General features: G+C 43.4%; 20 protein-coding genes. 6 read left to right on the top strand and 14 right to left on the bottom strand.

The features are described 5' to 3' along the window. Nucleotides 1–22: 22 nt before the first annotated feature. The gene (locus tag ACYVGZ_RS03755; RefSeq protein ID WP_460751423.1) at nucleotides 23–676 is read left to right on the top strand and encodes a peroxiredoxin-like family protein; all 654 of its coding nucleotides are present in this window, start codon (nucleotides 23–25) and stop codon (nucleotides 674–676) included. A 61-nt stretch (nucleotides 677–737) separates the two neighbouring features. Here ACYVGZ_RS03755 and ACYVGZ_RS03750 read toward each other — a convergent pair whose 3' ends face one another. Further along, a complete protein-coding gene (locus ACYVGZ_RS03750; protein WP_460751421.1) occupies nucleotides 738–1,475 on the bottom strand; it encodes an NAD(P)-binding oxidoreductase in 738 nt (245 codons plus the stop codon). Nucleotides 1,476–1,571: 96 nt separating this feature from the next. Here ACYVGZ_RS03750 and ACYVGZ_RS03745 point away from each other — a divergent pair, with 96 nt between their 5' ends. From ACYVGZ_RS03745 to ACYVGZ_RS03735, 3 genes are all read left to right on the top strand, one after another. After that, nucleotides 1,572–2,483 (top strand): LysR family transcriptional regulator, encoded by a 912-nt coding sequence (locus ACYVGZ_RS03745; protein ID WP_460751418.1) that lies wholly within the window; start codon nucleotides 1,572–1,574, stop codon nucleotides 2,481–2,483. Between the two features lie 144 nt (nucleotides 2,484–2,627). Next, the gene (locus ACYVGZ_RS03740; protein WP_460751416.1) at nucleotides 2,628–3,497 is read left to right on the top strand and encodes an EamA family transporter; all 870 of its coding nucleotides are present in this window, start codon (nucleotides 2,628–2,630) and stop codon (nucleotides 3,495–3,497) included. A gap of 91 nt (nucleotides 3,498–3,588) precedes the next feature. Next, the gene (locus ACYVGZ_RS03735) at nucleotides 3,589–3,729 is read left to right on the top strand and encodes a hypothetical protein (protein ID WP_460751413.1); all 141 of its coding nucleotides are present in this window, start codon (nucleotides 3,589–3,591) and stop codon (nucleotides 3,727–3,729) included. Nucleotides 3,730–3,779: 50 nt separating this feature from the next. On the opposite strand, the gene ACYVGZ_RS03730 is transcribed toward ACYVGZ_RS03735, so the two are convergent. The 4 genes from ACYVGZ_RS03730 to ACYVGZ_RS03715 all read right to left on the bottom strand — a co-directional run bounded on the left by ACYVGZ_RS03730 (nucleotide 3,780) and on the right by ACYVGZ_RS03715 (nucleotide 8,103). Further along, entirely contained in the window at nucleotides 3,780–4,151 is a 372-nt protein-coding gene (locus ACYVGZ_RS03730; protein WP_460751410.1) for a glutathione S-transferase N-terminal domain-containing protein, read from the bottom strand. A 107-nt stretch (nucleotides 4,152–4,258) separates the two neighbouring features. Next, nucleotides 4,259–5,080 (bottom strand): nitrate- and nitrite sensing domain-containing protein, encoded by an 822-nt coding sequence (locus ACYVGZ_RS03725; protein WP_460751407.1) that lies wholly within the window; start codon nucleotides 5,078–5,080, stop codon nucleotides 4,259–4,261. Continuing rightward, nucleotides 5,077–6,246: a methyl-accepting chemotaxis protein gene (locus ACYVGZ_RS03720; RefSeq protein ID WP_460751404.1), complete on the bottom strand. Its 1,170-nt coding sequence runs from the start codon at nucleotides 6,244–6,246 to the stop codon at nucleotides 5,077–5,079. Before ACYVGZ_RS03720 ends, ACYVGZ_RS03725 begins: the two co-directional genes overlap by 4 nt. A gap of 345 nt (nucleotides 6,247–6,591) precedes the next feature. Beyond that, nucleotides 6,592–8,103, bottom strand: coding sequence for an alanine/glycine:cation symporter family protein (locus ACYVGZ_RS03715; RefSeq protein WP_460751402.1), 1,512 nt, complete (start codon nucleotides 8,101–8,103; stop codon nucleotides 6,592–6,594). Nucleotides 8,104–8,531: 428 nt separating this feature from the next. On the opposite strand from ACYVGZ_RS03715, the gene otnC reads away from it, so the two are divergent. Continuing rightward, nucleotides 8,532–9,164 (top strand): 3-oxo-tetronate 4-phosphate decarboxylase, encoded by a 633-nt coding sequence (otnC, locus tag ACYVGZ_RS03710; protein ID WP_460751399.1) that lies wholly within the window; start codon nucleotides 8,532–8,534, stop codon nucleotides 9,162–9,164. 65 nt (nucleotides 9,165–9,229) lie between these two features. On the opposite strand, the gene ACYVGZ_RS03705 is transcribed toward otnC, so the two are convergent. Next, the gene (locus ACYVGZ_RS03705) at nucleotides 9,230–10,009 is read right to left on the bottom strand and encodes a CmcJ/NvfI family oxidoreductase (RefSeq protein ID WP_460751396.1); all 780 of its coding nucleotides are present in this window, start codon (nucleotides 10,007–10,009) and stop codon (nucleotides 9,230–9,232) included. 131 nt (nucleotides 10,010–10,140) lie between these two features. Then, complete coding sequence (locus tag ACYVGZ_RS03700) at nucleotides 10,141–10,611, bottom strand: Lrp/AsnC family transcriptional regulator (protein ID WP_460751393.1); 471 nt, start codon at nucleotides 10,609–10,611, stop codon at nucleotides 10,141–10,143. 117 nt (nucleotides 10,612–10,728) lie between these two features. On the opposite strand from ACYVGZ_RS03700, the gene ACYVGZ_RS03695 reads away from it, so the two are divergent. Continuing rightward, nucleotides 10,729–11,964, top strand: a complete 1,236-nt coding sequence (locus ACYVGZ_RS03695; RefSeq protein ID WP_460751390.1) for an aminotransferase class V-fold PLP-dependent enzyme — start codon at nucleotides 10,729–10,731, stop codon at nucleotides 11,962–11,964. Nucleotides 11,965–12,036: 72 nt separating this feature from the next. On the opposite strand, the gene ACYVGZ_RS03690 is transcribed toward ACYVGZ_RS03695, so the two are convergent. From ACYVGZ_RS03690 to ACYVGZ_RS03660, 7 genes are all read right to left on the bottom strand, one after another. Continuing rightward, nucleotides 12,037–12,387, bottom strand: a complete 351-nt coding sequence (locus ACYVGZ_RS03690; protein WP_460751388.1) for an AzlD domain-containing protein — start codon at nucleotides 12,385–12,387, stop codon at nucleotides 12,037–12,039. Next, nucleotides 12,384–13,112, bottom strand: coding sequence for an AzlC family ABC transporter permease (locus tag ACYVGZ_RS03685; RefSeq protein ID WP_460751385.1), 729 nt, complete (start codon nucleotides 13,110–13,112; stop codon nucleotides 12,384–12,386). The genes ACYVGZ_RS03690 and ACYVGZ_RS03685 overlap by 4 nt, the downstream gene beginning before the upstream one ends. Further along, a complete protein-coding gene (locus ACYVGZ_RS03680) occupies nucleotides 13,099–13,641 on the bottom strand; it encodes a helix-turn-helix domain-containing protein (RefSeq protein WP_460751382.1) in 543 nt (180 codons plus the stop codon). The genes ACYVGZ_RS03685 and ACYVGZ_RS03680 overlap by 14 nt, the downstream gene beginning before the upstream one ends. A 119-nt stretch (nucleotides 13,642–13,760) precedes the next feature. After that, nucleotides 13,761–14,300 carry a rhodanese-like domain-containing protein gene (locus ACYVGZ_RS03675; protein ID WP_460751380.1) on the bottom strand — a complete coding sequence of 180 codons (540 nt, stop codon included), beginning with the start codon at nucleotides 14,298–14,300 and terminating at the stop codon, nucleotides 13,761–13,763. Next, nucleotides 14,297–14,599 carry an ArsR/SmtB family transcription factor gene (locus tag ACYVGZ_RS03670; RefSeq protein ID WP_460751377.1) on the bottom strand — a complete coding sequence of 101 codons (303 nt, stop codon included), beginning with the start codon at nucleotides 14,597–14,599 and terminating at the stop codon, nucleotides 14,297–14,299. Before ACYVGZ_RS03670 ends, ACYVGZ_RS03675 begins: the two co-directional genes overlap by 4 nt. Nucleotides 14,600–14,765: 166 nt before the next feature. Then, a complete protein-coding gene (locus ACYVGZ_RS03665; protein ID WP_460751374.1) occupies nucleotides 14,766–16,109 on the bottom strand; it encodes a TRAP transporter large permease in 1,344 nt (447 codons plus the stop codon). After that, nucleotides 16,106–16,669 (bottom strand): TRAP transporter small permease, encoded by a 564-nt coding sequence (locus ACYVGZ_RS03660; protein WP_460751372.1) that lies wholly within the window; start codon nucleotides 16,667–16,669, stop codon nucleotides 16,106–16,108. Before ACYVGZ_RS03660 ends, ACYVGZ_RS03665 begins: the two co-directional genes overlap by 4 nt. Nucleotides 16,670–16,688 lie beyond the last annotated feature (19 nt).

The following is a 16,688-nucleotide window of genomic DNA, read 5'->3' as shown; positions in this document are numbered from 1 at the left end:
ATGAACGAAATAGGAAAATAACATGTCCAGTTTACAACAAGAGTTAGATGCGTTCAGCGCGCAAATCATGCCTAAAATGCCTGCATCAGCAAAAGCAATAATGAAGAATGTGAACCAATCCCTGCTTGATGGCTTGCCTGAACGCAATCTAGTAAAAGTAGGGGATACTTTGCCTGCTTTTGCGCTACAAAATCAGGAAGGTGAAACGGTGAGTTCGGTTGAACTCTTGCAACAAGGGCCTCTCGTGATTAGTTTTTTCCGAGGTGTCTGGTGCCCTTACTGTAATATCGAAGTAAAAGCATTAGAGGCTCATGCACAAGCGATTCGCGAGCTCGGAGCAAATTTAGTGGTTATTTCTCCTCAGACTCAGGCGGCTGCAAAGCGTAGTGTGACTGAAAACGGCTTGTCTTTTGATGTGTTAAGCGACCAAGCCAATGGCTATGCCCAGAAACTTGATATTGCCTTTGCGTTGCCAGCAGATCTAAAACGCTTGTATCAAGGTTTCGGTATAAACTTAAGTGAATACAATGGGGACGATTCGTGGAGCTTGCCAATGCCTGCTCGCATTGTTGTATCGCAAGAGGGTAAAGTGTTGGCGTTTGATGTGAACCCCGATTACACACAACGTCCAGAGCCTTCTGAAACCTTGTCGGCATTGCCAAAATACCGCAACTGATTGCTTCTGAAAAAACAGAGTAACTTGTTATGAGCTCCGTATATTGATACGGAGCTCATTTTTATTTTAATCGAATAGGGCTGTCATAAATCACAGGCAGTTCGTTTTTCCATTCTTCCCAAAGAGTCTGCTTTGTCAGCAGGGCGACCATAAAATGAGCCACGTTGTAACGGCTGGAAGGGCGAGAATTAAAAATCGGGTCGCATACAGGTGATGAATGAATCTCGTACTCGGTGGGTAAAGGCGTTAGTGTGAGGCTATCTGGTCGCACACAGACCCACTCTATCGGCATATCTGAGTAGGCCACAATATGTTGTAAGTATTGAGCGGCTTGTTCGTTGTCACTGTGGGGAGGAATCAGTAAGCGAATGAGCCCTAATACAAGCTTATGAGCAAGAGACACTTTTTCGCCTTTTTCGTGATTCTGGTAGCCAGTGGTGCTCATTAGAATCAGTTTAACTCTGCGGTGTTTATGGTTCATTTGATGAATGGCTTGGCAGGTTCGCATGAGCGTTTCGGTAACCAGCCTACGGGGCTGACCAAACATGCCAGTAAAGGTTAAGTTATGGCCTAGGCAAGAGATCACCGAACAACAGCCTTCGAGATGATCGGCTAATTCTTGTTGGCTGAGTTGATGAACGTTCCCTTCTATTAATTCAACGAAGGCGCTATTTTGTAGGTAGGGTTCGATCTTTTGTTTTGATCGGACAATCATTTTTACGCTTGCGCCTTTACTAACAAGCTCTTGAGCTACGAGCTTTCCTGTGGCTCCGCTACCACCTAATAATAAAACCTTCATGCATTTCCCCTTGCTTGATATGAAATTAGCGCTACTCTATCTATACTTTTATTAATAGTTAATTGCCTAAAAAGGTATAAAGGTATACATAATTGTATGAACTGGTCTGCTATAAACTTTGATTGGAATAGAACGAGAGCTTTTTTAGCGACAGCTGAAGAAGGCTCATTTTCGGCTGCTGCCATCGCTTTGAATACCAGCCAACCAACTTTGAGCAGGCAAGTGGCGGCATTAGAAGAAGAGCTTGGGATTACCTTGTTCAATCGACTTGGTCATCAGCTAGAGTTGACAGAACATGGTTTAGCCTTGTTACAAATGGCTCGTAACATGGCGTCGGCAGCAAGTGATTTAGCATTAGTGGCGCAAGGCAAGTCTCAAGAATTAGCTGGTAATGTTGTTATTTCAGCTTGTGAGCTCGACGCCATGTATCGGTTACCTAAAATCTTATCTGAGTTTAGGGCGGTCGAGCCAAAAATCTCTATTGAAGTGGTCGTGACCAATGCCGTGAGTGATTTAAAACGCCGCGAAGCAGATATCGCCATTCGCTATACTCGACCTGATCAGGCAAGCTTGTTTGCACGTAAACTTGGTGATGAGAGCATTTATATGTATGCCACAGCAGACTACCTAGCTCAGTTTGGCACTGTGACAGGAGTCGACCAACTAAACAGCGTTCAGATCATAGGGTTTAGCGACCACGAGCGCGAAATCAATCATTTTAAACAACAAGGTTGGTCACTAACAAAAGACAACTTTATGCTGGCAAGCAGCTTTCAACCCATGCACGTACAGTTGGCTAAAGCCGGTGCTGGCCTAGTGTATTTGACCCACGATGTGGGCGACAAAGAAGCAGGGTTAGTTAGAGCATTTGAAGAGTTTACTGAGCCAATGAGGCTGCCAATGTGGCTGGTGTGCCATTCGGAGCTACGCACTAATTTAAGGGTCAAGCGCGTATATGATTACTTGGGCAAAGCACTGCAAGACTACCTAAATACTGAAGCGACTTAGAAGTGGCTTTGATTGATGCCAATTTAGTATTACAATATTAAAATTGTTTTCAAATGTTATGTTGTGTGACGCATCCGTCGCTGTTTTCCTCTTTCGCTTTTCGAGCACCTTTCTTATTCGGAATACAAGTTGCAGGAGTTAAGTATGTGGATTCTCTATGCCTTACTGGCCGCTTTTTGTTTTGGCGGGCGGGGGATACTTTATCAATGGACGTCGCAAAAGAACCTAGACAAACACTTAATGCTGTTTGGGGTTTTCTTTGTCGGTTTTTTGATCAGCAGCATAGCGATGATCCTATTTGATCAGCAGTGGTATGGGTGGGCCGATGTGCTAGTTGGGCTCGCAATGGGCTTCGGTTCATTTTCAGCCAATGCGGCTTTACATAAAGGTTTCTCAGTAGGTAAAGCATCGTTAATTAGTGTCTTGTCAGGCATGCCACCGTTATTTGTGGCGTTGTTTGCTTTCTTTTTGTGGGGTGAGTCGTTATCTTCTCTGCAATTGCTTGGCTTTACTGTCATTTTTATCGGCCTGTATACAATACGCTACTCAAACGACATTTCTTTCTCAAATTTGCAAGGTGCTCAATGGGGCCTTCTGGCCGCTTTCTTTTTTTCGTTTAATGATTTAATGGGTAAACAATCAACTCGCTTAGAGGCCGATATGTTTGCAACCCTCACGCTGATGTTTGGTTTTGGTAGCTTTTTGTTTGCGATGAATTGGTTCAAAAATCGTAATCAAAGCGTTGCTAATGCCTTAGCTACAGATCGTTGGCCAGCAAAGAAAACCTTTGCTTGCGGCATGCTGATTGGCTTAACCAACATGGCGGGTATGATCGCTATATTAACTGCATTCAGCATTGGTGCGGCGGGCTTGGTGTCTGCTGTTGCAGCCATGAATATTTTGTTTATCTTGCTGTATTCAAGGCTGGTGTTGAAAGAGTCTTTTAGCCGACAAGAGGTTATTGGTATTACTGCGGCCATCATTGGTATTTTAATTTTACGAATTAGCCAATAGAAGGTGTTTATTGATATTATAAAAACTATTAAATTTAAGATTTTTATAGGTATGGATAATATGAATTCATCAACCAGACAGGAGAAAGAAGATGAATGCATTATTAGCCATAGTATCTAAGTGTTACGATGTGATTACCAAAAACGTGGCCGTCACAGAGCAAGTAAGTTGTAATTACTGCGATGATTATTACGGGGATCGTACTTGCCACATTCACCGTTCACAAGAATGATATGTCAGCCAGCTTGCCTTTGTTGCAAATAAAGGTAAGCTGGCTTTTGTTTATGGGAAGCGTTGTTCCAGATATTGAATGATGTCTGACGATTCGTACATCCACTCTACCTCGCCATTTTGTTCAATGCGTAAACAAGGTACTGTCACTTTGCCCCCTTCTGCCAATAATTCAGTACGATGAGCAGAACCTTCAGACGCATCTCGCTTTTCAATGGGTAGGTTCATTTTATGAAGGGCTCGGCGGGTTTTAATACAGAATGGGCAAGCAAAAAACTGATACAGTGCTAACTGTTTAAGCTCTTCATTGATCGCCTGTTGGTCTTCTTCAGAGCGCTTTTGTTTACGACCACGAGACACTAAATCCAGCGCTACTATAATTAAGCCAACGCCGTTGCGTAGCCCTTTAATTAACCATTTCATAATGTCTTCCAGCATAAAATTTGAGGCATTCTAGCGGTTTCGTGGGCTAAACAAAAGCATTCTTCGTGTCTCACTTGCGCATGTTTAAGCCTTGTAGAAGCCAGGCGCTAGGACCATTGGTTTCTGGCTTGCCCAAGGCCCTGCTGAATAAAGCCAAAGATCGCATCAATATTGCTGGTGGCTTGTTGGAAAAAAATCTCAGGATTACGACTGGCAAGGGCTTGGCTATGAACTGAGCTTCTGACTTCTTCTACAAACTGACGAATCTTTGTAATGGCCTGAGGCGTGAGCTGACTTTGAGCTGCATCCATTTCTGTTTCAATTTTGTTGAGTGTATAGAGTAAGTGAAGCTTTTTGTCTGGTGTACAGCGTTCGCTATTGGACACTTGCATTGTTAAGGCCCTAACTTGCCCTAGAGATTCGGCCAGTTCTGGGAGAGTTCTTACTAAGCGATTAAATAAGGCTTTATGAGCTGGGTCTTGACTGCTGGTTAAACCAAAATCATCTGCCAAATCCCAAATGGAATCCAATAACCGCTTAATCAGCGCAGAATGCTGCTGAAAACTTTGGCTTGCATCAAGGTTGCTTTGGTTGAGCAACCTTTGCCATTGTTTGTATTCAGCTCGAATATTCGCAAAAGTATATTTGGCTATGTGGGTCTGTTGTGTTTCAACCTGTTGGTAAAGCTGGTCAATTTTTTGCTCAAGGCTGGTTAGTTGGCTCTTTAATGCCACTTGGCCATTCAGAAAGCCTGAATGTAAACCTCGGTGCTGTTGAGAGAGCTTTAAAATCTCGATCAAGTTTTGTATTAGATCAATTCCAATGAGGCTTTGCTGCTTCCAGCGGCGTGCATTTTGCCAATACCGGATCAGACTTAATGCTATTAATCCGATGCATAGGCAGATAAATCCTATAATGGGTAGGCTCATGATAACTCCTGTTCTTGTTGTTCCAAACGGGATGATAGCCAAGCTAAGTACTTCACCATGTCCTTGGTATCCTTGCTGGAAAGGCTGTTTTTTTCACTCACTTGAGCGATGTCTTGTAAGCGTTGGCAAAGCTCATCGTTAGCCTTGCTGAACTCTGAAATAAGCGATAACGAAGTGCGAACTTCTTGGTAGGTAGAGTGTGAAGCCTTGCCAATGGCTTGCAGGTTTGAGCGGGTACTTTGAATGGCTTGCATACTGTTTTCACTGCTGGCTTGCATGGTTTGGCTGTTTGTATTTGAACGCTCAACCTGATGTTGAATCTTGCTGACTAGCTCGTGAATATCACGGGCTGCGCTGTCGGTATGAGAGGCAAGGGCGCGCACCTCGTCTGCTACCACGGCAAAACCGCGACCTGCTTCACCGGCCCGAGCCGCCTCGATGGCAGCATTTAAAGCCAATAAGTTAATTTGCTCTGTGATCTGGGTAATGGTGCTGACAAAATGACTAATTTCTTGGGCATTGTCGGTTAGCTTGGTTATGTTGTTTTGGTTGTCTTTCACATTTTGTTGCCAATTTTGCAGGCTAGCTTGTAACTCTGACAAGGAGTTTGAACCTTCATCTACCAGTGAAGAGGCGTTTTCGGCCAATGACTCCGTTTGTGTTATGCGCGCACCAATGTCATTTACGGTTGCGTTCATTTCTTCTGCGGTAGAGGCAATGGAGTTAAGAGCTTCGTGCTCTTTTTGTGCATCGTGAGATAGGTCATTCGATGACGTATTAAGCTCTTTGGCTGTGTATTTTGTTTCACTTGCACAGCTATCGAGCAAGGCCTGTTTGCGCTTTAATTCTCGAATAAGAAGATTAACCTGTCCTGCTAGGGCGTTGAAATCTTGGTCGTTTGTAGTGAGTGATACAGCTTCAAGATTCTGTATTTGCTCAAGCTCTTTAGTGAGTATGCTAATACGCTTTTTCGCTAGAAAAACAAACGACAGGGTCAAATAGCTGAGTAACAGCAGTGGGCCAGTAAAAATATAACTTAAAAGAAGATCAGGCTGACTGATGAAGAGCAACCCGATATAAAGGGCCGTTAAAAAGAGGACTAATAAAATCCTTAAATACGCTGGGATTGAGGAAAGTAACAGGATTCCAGGTTGAAACAACATCATAGTCTCTTCTCCTTAATATGACTCTATGAAGGTGTAGCCGATAAAAATCATAGGCATGGCATAAGGCTCTAAAGTATTAGAGGCCCATTGTCATTTAAGAAGTTAACTACTCCGTTGCATTTAACTCTTAATTTTGAATTGTTAGTTATAAAAGCAAGATAAGTGCCAGATTAGAGAAGAGTGAAGACTCGGGGGGAGAGCCTCAAGCACAACATGAGAGTGGGCAAGTAAAGGGCGATGAAGAAAAGTAAAATGAAGCTTTGCACCGTGGTAGTGCGAACCTGTGAGGGTGACTATTGAAGTAAATCTACAAGCCCAGAAACTGGGCTTGTAGGATAAGCCTAATTACTTATCAGCTTTATTAGCTTGCTGTTCTTCGTAACGTTTTTCCCAGAATTCAGCACCTTTAATGCCTAATGCTTTCGGGTTAAAAGTGTACTCAGACACGCCAGAGGCTTTTTGTTCTTCGTAGTCTTTCAGAGCTTTCATTGTAGGTTTTGCCATGAAGAAAATTAGCAAAATACCCACAATGTTTAACCATGCCATTAAGCCTACGCCTACATCACCTAGGTTCCAGATGTAACCTGCGGTATTGACCGTACCGTAAGCCACCATGAACATGATCATTAATTTAACAATGGTTAAAGAAATGTTTAGGTTCAAAGCTCTGCGTAGGTAAGCCACGTTAGTTTCAGCAATGTAGTAGTACGCCAGAATCGTCGTAAAGGCGAAGAAGAATAAAGCGATACCAACAAAGATAGAACCAAAGTTACCAAACACACTTGCTAACGCTAATTGCGTGAAAGCAGGTGAGGCAATAATGGTAGAAGCTTCAACGTTTTGGACAATAAATTGTCCATCCGCCAGCGTACCTTGAACATTGTACTGCTGGGTGATCAAAATCATCAAAGCCGTTGCAGTACAAATAAACAAGGTATCAATGTAAACAGAAAACGCTTGTACTAAGCCCTGCTGCGCTGGGTGTTGAACTTCTGCCGCTGCGGCTGCATGTGGTCCTGTACCTTGACCGGCTTCGTTAGAGTAAACACCACGTTTTACCCCCCAGCCAATAGCAGCACCAAAACCAGCTTGCGCTGTGAAGGCATCAGAGAAGATCAAACCGAAAATGCCTGGCACCTTGTCAATGTTTAAGAACACAATGATCAATGCCATAACAATGTAGCCAAGGGCCATGAAAGGCACAACGATTTGCGTGAAGTTGGCAATACGCTTAATACCGCCAAAAATAATGAACGACAGTACGACAAGAATCACAGCAAGTGCGACCAATTTAGTGGTGCCGACTTCACCAAATGAGCTGGATACAATGTCGCCTTGACCAAAGACTTGAGCAACAGCGTTACCCACAGAGTTAGCTTGAATACCAGGTAAGAAGATGCCACATGCAAGAATGGAAGCTAGAGCAAACAAAATTCCTAACCATTTCCAACCTAAGCAACGCTCAAAATAATAAGCCGGGCCACCACGGTATTGGTCTTTATCTGTTTCTTTGTAGATCTGACCTAAAGTAGATTCTGCGTAAGCAGTGCTTGCACCTAGAAAGGCGACGACCCACATCCAGAACACAGCACCAGGGCCACCAAAACCGATTGCAGCGGCAACACCAGCAATGTTACCAGTACCGACACGGCCAGAGAGAGAAACTGCCAACGCTTGGAAAGAAGAGATGCCTTTGCCAGTTTGGTTGGTGTTGAAAAGTAAAGAGAACATCTCTTTGAAATGACGCACTTGGGCGAAACGGGTAAGAATAGAGTAGAACAGACCTGCACCTAAACATAGATAAATTAAGGCAGGGCTCCAAATGACTCCGTTTAAGAAATCAATGAATGCTTGCATAGTAAGTCCTCGACTTATTGGCTTGGTAAGCCATTTTAATTGTTTTTGTTGGGTAGCTAGGGCAAATATGTCAGTAAATATGAGCCATATATCAGCGATTGGGTGAGGCTGGTTGGCGACTCATACATCTAGATGCACCATAGCAGGGCGAATTTACCATGAAAGAACGGGAATATCTATGTGTCTTCCAGCAAATGGAGCGAGTTATTGTTATGCATTAATTACACTTGGTTATGTAGGTAGGGGTGTCAGCTTTAATAGCATTGACAATTAATCTAATAACTTATACGTTAAGGTATTAAATCAATTTGAACGGTGCATGTCGTGATGCTAATAGCACCATTCTTACTTTTTCTGGCTGAGGGGGTATTGCACCGCACAGTGCTGTAGAAAAGCTCAAATTATTACTGCAAGGTGAGTAGAGTATTATGACAGAACAAGAACAAAGAGATCAGTTGGTTAGCCTCGCTAAATCCATGTTTGATCGTGGTTATGCGACCGGTGGAGCGGGTAATTTATCAGTAAAAGTGTCTGGTGATCGGTTGTTAGCGACTCCCACTGGGTCATCATTTGGTCGTTTGGACCCAGAACGCTTGTCTCTAGTGTCAATGGACGGTGAGCATATTGCAGGTGATAAGCCGTCTAAAGAAGTGGCGTTTCATTTAGAACTATACCGTAATAGGCCAGAATGTAATGCTGTTGTGCACCTGCATTCTACCTATTTAACCGCGCTTTCTTGTTTAGAAGGGCTGGATAAAAGTAATGTGATTCGAGCTTTCACGCCCTATTATGTGATGCGAGTAGGGCAGCTCCCGCTTATACCTTATTACAATCCTGGAGATAAACAAATTGCAGTAGATGTGGGGGAGCTTGCCAAAAATAACAGTGCTTTTTTGCTGGCGAATCATGGCCCTATTGTCTCAGGTAAAAATTTACTAGATGCAGTGGACAATGCAGAAGAGCTAGAAGAAACGGCTAAATTGTTCTTCATTCTTAAAGGCCATGATGTGGCTTATATTTCCGATGAGAATGTCGCTATTTTGAAAAGCAAAAAACCTTAAGTGTGCAAAGAGAGCGTGAGTGGCTTTCATAGTTTGCCCTTCTCATAGAGAAGGGCTTTTTTTGCTCAATAAATCACTAACATGCGACTTTCAATACTTTGTCTTGGAGGGGCAGAGGCATCTTGATCAGTAATGTCTAGAGCGCTATGAGCCAAATGCGGTCTACCTTGGTTATCGAACACGTTAAAAACGATGATCTCGTCGGGTGTCATGTGGGAGCGATAAAACCATTCATGAGATGGATTATTTGCTACACCTAAAATTTGCCCCTTACGGTCAGGGTAGACTAATTCTATGTTCATCCAATCTTGGCTTTGCATAGAAGCAGGCTTTATAAAGCCCAATGGTGACTCGAATACAGGGTTTTCAATTGGACGCCAAAGATTCACAAAGCCGTAGTGTCCAGCTTCGATTTGCCTAGCCTTTTCTGTACCAACAAGGTCTTGTAATCTCTCTTTGGCGCCTTTCTCGCTGTAATCGTTGTGAACATTGCGAGCGGGCTTACGCTCGGCGTCTTTTAGGTCCTTTCTTACCGTATGGTCAAATACAATCACTTCTTTTGCGCCGACAGTGTCATGTAAAAGCTGTTGTATTTCGGCTTCGTAAGTTGCTTGCCAGTCAGCTTGGTCAGAAAAGTTTGACACTTTGGTCGTGTGTTCGGTAAACAAAATGCCATCTAATACAAAGTTTGGCTGTTGTTTTGCGTCACGGATGTCTTCCACATCAATATCGGTTGTAACGAGTTCTGGTGAAATGAGCTGGCCTAATATGCCATCAACGTCAAAGTGAAAAGCTTGGGCTAGAGGGCTAACAATGTGATAATTGACGGATGCTTTTAGGTTCATTTTGGTCTCCAATTCTACGCGCCTGTATAGATCAGACGACTCTTCAATGGAGACCATTTTATATTTTTATAAAAATATAAAAATAGGGTGGTTACATATTGAGTTTATACTATTTGTTGATAATAGTACTTTTACTCTGAGATAGGGCTTCCCGATTCTTTTAACGTGTCTAGCTTAAGATAAGACTTGGTACTGACCACATCAGGGTGAGAATAGAGCTGTTGCACAATGATCTGAGAAAATTCCTGCATACTTCTACACACGACTTCAACCATAAGATCAACGTCTCCAGTGACACCATGTACCTTGACTGCTGCAGGCAAGTTTTGTAAAAAATCGCTCACCTTTTGTCTGGCATTTGCGGTGTCTTTATTTACAGTCACAAGAGTCCATGCGAGGACAGTAAAGCCAAGCTTTTCATAATTCATAACGGCCTTATAGCTGGTAATGACACCAGTATCTTCAAGCTGCCTTAGGCGTCGTAAGCACTGTGATTGAGACAAGTTAACTTGTTCAGCGAGTAAGGTGTTACTAATGCGTCCCTGTTGCTCCAGTACTTTGATAATTCGGTAATCAGTTCGATCGAGAGAAATTTCTTGCATAAAAATCATAATTTTTGATGAAAACTTGTGTGATCATAAAATTTTGACGGGAATATGCAAGCACCTTTCGTGACTTCTTGATTATAGTGAGGTTAATAGTAAGCGGAGAAATAAACCATGATTTCATTAGATAGTCAGTATGTAAAATCTCAGTTCCCAGCGTTTTCAGAGCCCTCGTTAGCTGGACAGGCGCCTTTTGAATGTGCGGGAGGGTCTTATGTGTGCCGGCAAGTCTTAGATACATTAAATCGTTATTATCATCAAAATAAAGTCCAGCCTTATCATCTTCACCCAGCGGCATTAAAAGCAGGGGAGCTCATGGATCATGCCCATGAGCGTATAGCGGATTATTTAAATATACCCAATGAATCTGTGTATTTAGGGCCTTCTACGTCACAAAACCTATATGTGCTAGCAAATGCAGTCGCCAAAAAATTAGCCCCAGGTGATGAAATTATTGTGACTAACCAAGACCATGAAGCCAATATTGGCGTATGGCGATCATTAAGCCGTTTTGGGATTAAATTAGTTGAATGGTCTGTAGATGAAAATGGCTCTTTAAATATTAACAAATTGCCTGAACTGATTACCCATCGCACTAAATTGATTGCTTTTACGCATTGCTCAAACATTGTTGCGGAGGTGAATCCTGTTAAAGAAATTTGTGCCATCGCTAAAGCAGCTGGGGTTGTTAGTGTGGTCGATGGCGTGTCCTATGCGGCACATGGTCTACCTGATATTACAGGACTCGGAGCAGACGTATACCTGTTCTCTTTATACAAAACCTATGGCCCTCATCTTGGGGTCATGACAGTGCAAAACGAAGTGGCCCAATGGCTTGGCAATCAAGGCCATTATTTTAATGAGCATTTGCGCCAGAAATGGTTTGTGCCAGCTGGACCTGATCACGCTCAGGTTGCGGCGGCAGTTGGTGTGATCGATTACCTTGATGACTTATACCAGCATCACTTTAGTGAAACTCTTGCACCGGCTGAGCGAGCCGAGAAAGTACGTGGCCTTTTACATGAGGCTGAACAGCCTTTGCTAGCTCGTCTATTAGATTTTATCACATGCCAATCAGAATTAACCTTGCTGGGGCCAGCCCAGGCGAGCCGGCGGGCTGCAACAGTGTCTTTTGTGCATCAGAGTATGACGCCTCAAGATTTTGTACAAAGGCTCACAGAGCATGGAATTATTTGTGGTGCGGGTAACTTTTACTCAGTTCGATTGCTGAAAGCCATGGGAGTAAACCCTGAAACGGGAGTCGTGCGATTGTCTTTTACTCATTACGCTTCACATGAAGACATTGAGCAGGTTATCAGTGCTTTACAGGCCGTGTTAGTGCAAGGCTAAGCTAAGATAAAGAGACTCGTAAGGTGTAATAAACAGATGGCTCCCAACTTATGGGGGGAGCCATCTGAAAATTTATATGCCAAATTGAAGCAACAAAAGTTCTGCGACTCCGTAGGCGCTTACTCCCCAGCAAATAGGCCAGCCCAGAGACTGAGTGCGGCGCCATACTAACCAAGTAATGAGTAGACCAATGATACTAGACAGCCAAGTAAGTAAACTTGGGGTGCCTGGCACAACGGAGGTGCCGAACATGGCGGCTATCATGGTGGGCCCCATAATGGTTAACCACACGGGAGTATCTGCCACACTATTTTGGTCACTGGCTTTTTGAAGCTTGTTGCGCATCCAAACAAAGGGCACTAAACGCACTGCCAATGTGCCAATTGAGATAATAACAACACTTAACCATATTTCTGTAGTCATGCTTTATTTTCCTCAGGGGGTAAGGAACGGCTAAGGGCGTAATAACAGCAGGCGCCGCTGATAGCAGCAAGAGGAATAGCCCAGTTACCTTGTCCCATAACTTTAACTAACAGGGCGATAACAACGCTGGTCCCAATGGTACTTGTCCATTTTAGGTCTTGGCATTTAGGGAGCACTAAAACCAAAAATAGGGCGGGTAAAGCAAAATGCATTACTTCGGCCATAATGGGCCAGCGCGAGGTGAGTTCTTCACCAACCACAGCTCCAAGGCCGCTGCCGATGATCCAGCTGAACCAGGCTAACCCTGCCGCTCCTATGTACCAAGACATGCGTTGCTCGGCAAGAACACTTGGCAAACGGTGATGGGCCAGCGCAAACACTTGGTCGGTGAGTCCGTGCATGAGCCAAGGCCATGCTTTATGGTTAGATAAGTACGGCGCAATATTAGGCCCGTATACCATGTGACGAGCATTAATGAGTAAGGTTACTAAGATAACAAGCCATAAAGGTGCGCCCCCAGCGACCATTGCAACGAATAAAAACTGCGAAGCTCCCGCATAAACAAAGGTGGATATTAAAATAACTTCTAGTAGGCTAAATCCTGCTTGTGTAGAAATTAAGCCAAATGAAATAGCAACGGGAATATAGCCACCCAGTAGTGGAATGGCATCGATAATACCTTGTAATAATGGTGCTTTGGTGGTGTTTGAGCTATTGGCCTTCACTGGCTGTTTCCTTTTTTTGTTTCGGGTACTTAACAAACATGATTAAGGTCGCCATGTCTTCCTGAGTCTGATAGCAATGTGGAGTATCAGCCTGAAAATGGTGGCTTTCTCCCGCTTCAGTGCGTTTTAACTGCTGCTCTTCACCTGCCCATAATGTTCCACTAATAAGTGTAATAGACTCACTTGTGCCCTTAATATGGGGTTCTGATATTTTTGTGGTGTGGGGAGCACAAGACATCCAATACACATCGACACGGGGGTTATCGATGCCTCTATCAATCAGTTTTACTTGTACGCCATCTTCGCCAATTGGCGCTTCAATGTTACTAACCAGGTCGCCAAACGGTGTGTCCAGCTGTACGGCTAATCGCCAAATGGTGTCTATGGTTGGGTTACCTGCCCCTTGTTCAATACGGGATAGATTGGATTTAGCAATATTGGCAGACAGAGCCAGTTGCGAAAGTGACAGACCTTTCGAGGCTCGAATTGCCTGTATGTTTTTACCTAAAGAAGAGAAATCGGGTTTCATGCGCTTACCAAGTTGTTCTATATAATGAACGTTTTATATATAGAACAACTTGGTGTCAAGCTTTTTAAGCGCATTGCGCATTTTGAAAAGTAGTGAAGGGCGGCTGTAGCGATAAAGACCTAGGTTTTATTCCAAGGCATTTTCATTAAAAGTAAGCCCATACCGCACCAGCCTGATAAGCCTGCAAAACACAAACCGGCGCCAAATAGACCAGCGAAAACAAAGCCGAAGGTAAAGCCATAAAAACCTAGTAAGGTAAAAAGCAAAATGAGCAGACCAACAGCAATTTGAACTTGTCTATTAATGGATAGAGTGGTCGTATTGTTACTGGTATTTTCTGTAATCGTGTTAAGCCCTGCATCCTTCCAACCATTTATTCCCCCAGAGAGATTTGTAAGTTGATTGGTCTCTTTTACCAGATGAGCAATTTTCTTCACGGCTTGTTCGCCACGGCTTCCTCTTAGGCATTGAATGATCACAATAGTGTCTGCGGGGACATGCAAATTTGGGTATTGGCTTTCGATACTACTCAGTGGTAGTGACAGAGCATTGGCAATGCGTTCTTCTTGATATTCATGTGCTTCACGAACGTCTACCAGAATCGCTTTACCTTGCTGGATCAGAGCATAGGCTTCTTTAGGTTGAATCGTTTGGGTCATGGCTTGGTCTCCTCCTGGCAGAATTCTTGATACAGAATATTCATTATTTGCAGCGTCGTTTCATTACAGATGCTGTAATAAAGAGTGCGGTGGTCTCTTCTAAAGCTGACAATGTTTTCTGCTTTCAACTTATTTAAATGCTGAGACATGGATGACTGAGCTAAACCAGTCGATTCTATTAGATCACTAACACTTTTTTCCCCTTGAGCTAATTCGCATAGAATCAGCAAGCGATGGGGGCTAGCGATACCTTTAAGATAACTTGCTGCTTGAGCCGCTTTGTTTTGCATGGCGTCCATAATAGCCTCTCTATCAATTTATGTTTTTATAATATCACAAAAATATAAATTGAAAAGAAGAGTTGCTAAAACAACAAAAAGAGGCTGAAAAAAACCGTTAGATGAAAAACACCTAACGGTTAAATGGAGGACTAAGTAGTAACTAATAAGTAGGAACTAAAAAGGTTTAGTAACCCAGCAACTTGGGCAGTGTTAGCGAAATGGCTGGCACGTAAGCGACTAGGATTACTGCGATAGTCGAAACCAATGCAAAGGGTAGAGCTTTCGCTGTCACTTCTTCTAATGGTGTTTTAGAAATACCGGATGCAACGAATAAGTTTTCGCCTAATGGAGGGGTTGAGAAGCCGATCGATAGACTACACACCATAACAATACCGAAGTGCACAGGATCGATACCCAGTGTATAGGTAACAGGTAAAAGCACTGGCGTGAGTATCATGATGGCGGCAAGTGTTTCCATGAACATGCCTACAAAAAGTAAGAAACCAATTAACAAGAGCCAAATGACATATAGATTGTCTGTTACACCCAACATTGAGTCAGCGATAATGGCTGGAATTTGATTCTCCACTAAAATACGGCCAAATGCAGTAGCGGTAAACAGAATGAGCAACACGCGGCCAGAAATCCATGTGGTGGTTTCAAGGCAGTGGCTAAGGTGTTTCCACTTGAGCTCTTTATGAATAAAAATACCCACGAACAGAGTGTAAAAAATAGCCACAATAGCGGATTCAGTGGGTGTGAACAAACCTGAGTAAATGCCTCCAAGAATCACTAATGGCGCTAAAATTGACCATATACCACTGCGAAAAGCTTGGCGAATTTTCGTGGTAGACCAGCCTTCCCCTGTGCCTTTATAGCCAAATCGACGACATTGAATGTAGTTAAGAGTCATTAGGCTGATTGCCATGACCACGCCAGGTAAGAAGCCTGCGATAAAGAGTTTCGGGATTGAAATGCTTTGGAATTGACCATGCTTAGCAATGGCTTCTAAAGGCACTGTCATCCCTAAGGCAGAAATACCAAAAATGACCATAGGGATCGACGGTGGTATAACGATACCTAACCCACCCGAAGACGCGGTAACTGCTGAGGCATACCCCTTGTCGTAGCCGCGACGAGCCATTGCTGGAATCATCAACATGCCAACCGCTGCCGTGGTGGCTGGACCAGAGCCAGAAATAGCACCAAAAAACATACACGCCAAAATAGCCGCTGCCGACATACCTCCTGTTACCGGCCCTGCAAAACTCTCTGCTAAGGCGACTAAACGTTTGGAAATGCCTGCCGCTTCCATTAAAGCTCCAGCCAATATGAAGGCTGGTAAGGCCATAAGAGGAAATGAGCCAACAGAGTTAAAAGCAATTTGTACTAGCTTGATTGGATTGTCGCCCAGATATAGAAAGGAGGCAAGCGCAGCGACACCCAAAGAGGCCATGACCGGTGCGCCAAGGACCAAAAGTAATAAAAAGGATCCGAATAGGGTTAATACGATGGAAGATTCACTCATGCTTTGTTCTCCCTTGTATCGGCATTGTCGCTTTGAAGATCTTGTTCCATGAGTTCGTTCACTTCTTTGGATTCAGGGTCAACTATGTCCACCCCTTTAATAAATTTTAGGTAGTTCACTTGTAAGATTCGTATTGTCATCAGAGTAAAAGCGATAGGAAGAATGAGATAAATGTATTTCATTGGAATACCAAGTGTTTGGGACTTCCAAAACAGGTTCATGCGGTTAAATACAAAGTCATAACTGATGTAAATGAAATAACTGTTAAAGCCTACCCAAGAGAGATCAGAAAGCAGTTCACAAGCCGTTTGTACCTTTTTAGGTAGCCACTTATATTGGAAGGTAACGCGGTTATGTGCGGCAAGTTTAGCGGCGTAGCTTGAGCCAAGAAAAACAAACCAGACAAACATATAAACAGACAGCTCTTCACTCCAAGTAATGGAGTAGCCGAAAACTTCCCGTGAAATGATCTGGGCAAAGAGCAGGGTAACAAACACTAAAAGTAAAGCCCTACAAAGATAGCTTTCTAAATTATTCAGTATCTTTAAAAATAAATTCATGGCGTTTTTGTTGTTTCCT

Source organism: Marinomonas epiphytica (genome assembly GCF_054780655.1).
The sequence above is the reverse complement of the archived record's forward strand: the minus strand, read 5'-3'. Positions and strand labels throughout refer to the sequence as shown.